At 59.8% G+C, this 2,184-nt stretch carries 2 protein-coding genes and 1 pseudogene; 1 reads left to right on the forward strand and 2 read right to left on the reverse strand.

The window, feature by feature from the left end:
• Positions 1-112 precede the first annotated feature (112 nt).
• The gene (gene nadE / locus WBB95_RS23660; protein WP_424489766.1) at positions 113-928 is read left to right on the forward strand and encodes an ammonia-dependent NAD(+) synthetase; all 816 of its coding nucleotides are present in this window, start codon (positions 113-115) and stop codon (positions 926-928) included.
• 6 nt (positions 929-934) lie between these two features.
• Here nadE and WBB95_RS23665 read toward each other — a convergent pair whose 3' ends face one another.
• Both WBB95_RS23665 and WBB95_RS23670 read right to left on the reverse strand, forming a co-directional pair.
• Positions 935-1,492 (reverse strand): TetR/AcrR family transcriptional regulator, encoded by a 558-nt coding sequence (locus WBB95_RS23665; RefSeq protein WP_424489767.1) that lies wholly within the window; start codon positions 1,490-1,492, stop codon positions 935-937.
• 151 nt (positions 1,493-1,643) lie between these two features.
• A pseudogene (locus WBB95_RS23670) lies at positions 1,644-2,184 on the reverse strand (NmrA family transcriptional regulator); the annotation flags it as partial.

Raw genomic sequence — 2,184 nt, forward strand, 5'->3', positions numbered from 1 at the left:
GAGCGGGCTTGCTCGCGAAAGCGGTGCGTCAGCCAATGAATCTGTCAACTGACGCACCGCCTTCGCGAGCAAGCCCGCTCCCACAGGTGAATGTAAGCAGCTCGGAGGTGTTATGCAGACTCAAGAACGTATCTCGCAAGAACTGAATATCGACCGGTCACTGGGCAAGGGCGGTGAGCCTGGGGAAATCCAGCGGCGTATCGACTTTATCAAGCACACGCTGCGCCAGTCCGGCTGCAAGACGCTGGTGCTGGGCATCAGCGGCGGCGTCGATTCCCTCACCGCCGGCCGTCTCTGCCAACTCGCCGTTGAGCAACTGCGCGCCGACGATTACCCCGCGCGTTTTATCGCCATGCGCCTGCCCTACAAGACTCAGGCCGACGAAAGCGACGCCCAGGCCTCCCTCGCGTTCATCACCCCGGACCACGTCGACAGCCTGAACATCGCCGCCAGTGTCGACGGCTTGATGGCGAGCCTGACCGCCAGCGAGGCCAGCGCCGCGCATGTCGACTTCATCAAAGGCAACGTCAAGGCGCGCACGCGAATGATCGCGCAGTACGCCGTGGCCAATCTGCACAATGGGCTGGTGGTGGGCACTGATCACGCTGCCGAAGCGCTGATGGGCTTTTTCACTAAATTCGGCGACGGCGCCTGCGATCTGGCACCGCTGTCGGGCCTGACCAAAAGCCAGGTGCGCCTGTTGGCCAGTGCCCTGGGCGCGCCAGAAAACCTGGTCCACAAACACCCGACTGCCGACCTTGAAGAGCTGGTGCCAGGCAAACTGGATGAGCATGCGTATGGCTGTTCGTATGCGGAAATTGACGCGTACTTGATGGGCGAGCCGGTGAGTGAGCGGGTGAGGGCGATTGTCGAGAGTGCCTACAACACGACAGCGCACAAACGCGCGCTGCCGATGACGCCGCCGTGACGGGTCTCAATCGGCCAATACGGTGCGGGCTTCCCGCAGGATTTCCTCGGAGAGCGCCGGGTCATCTACCGCACGTGCCAGGATCATCGCCCCCACCATCGTCGACATGTGGTGGATAGCCCGGCGTCGAGCGTTACGTTTCTTCGCGGTTTTAAACGGTTCAGCCATGATTTCAATCATCGCCTTGACGTGGCGAGTGAAGGTCGGACGAACCGACGGTTCGCGCGCGACCTCTGATCCCAGCGCGCTCATCAGGCAGCCCACGCCACAGTTGTCACGGTGCGCCGTCGTCAGATATTCCTGAATGTACTGTTGCATGAGCTCGGTTGACGCCTTGGCATCCTCCATCGATGCCAGTGCTTTGCCGGAGGCATCGCCCAGGCTCTGCGCAATCAACGCATCCTTGGAATCGAAGTGGTGATAGAACGTGCCGTGGGTCAGCCCTGTGGCTTTCATGATTTCACTGACGCTGACGCCAGAGAAACCACGCTCGCGAAACAGGGCAGACGCCTGCTCCAGAATTTGCCGGTGCTTTTCTGCGGTTTCTTCAGCGGGATAACGCATGTCGGCTCTCAGACCTCATGAAAATGCTTGATGAGAGTGAGTCTACTCATCGAGTCACGTCAGCGGAAGCAGGATGCTCGTAATGCCACGTGCGTCGGGGCATCGAGCTGAAACAGTGGTGGCCCGTTCAGCTCGATGCCTCATGTGGGTATCAGCTCAACACGGCGCGGTGTTCCTCGATGAATTGCGCCGGCGTTTGCAGAGGCCCGCCAATGATCTCTGAACCGATGGTGTCCAGGCCTTGCAGGCGTCCTTCCTGTTGGTCGATTTTGACCGCTGAGAAGTGCGTCAGGTAAGTCGGGTCGGAATCCAGGCCCATGATGTTCACGAATTCCTCTGGCGAAACCTGTTCGAAACGGACCTCCTTGCCCAGCGTGTCGCCAATAACGCCCGCCAGTTCCCGATGGCTGTATTCGATCGGTCCGTTCAATACGTAAGCCTTGTTTGCATGAGGCTCGGGGTTGGTCAGAACGCCCGCGATTATTTTCGCGATATCGCGGGTGGCAATGGGCGCAAAACGGCTGTCTGCGTCGAACGGCGTGAGGTATTTGCCGCTACGAATCAACGGCGCAATGTAGAGCATCCATTGCGCGAAAAACGTAATGCGCAGGTGGGTCGTCGGCACGCCAGACCAGGTGAAAACCTGCTCGGACAGCCAGTGACTCAGGGTGGTCTGGCTACGGGCATCAGGT

Source organism: Pseudomonas sp., assembly GCF_049645325.1.
Lineage (GTDB): Bacteria > Pseudomonadota > Gammaproteobacteria > Pseudomonadales > Pseudomonadaceae > Aquipseudomonas.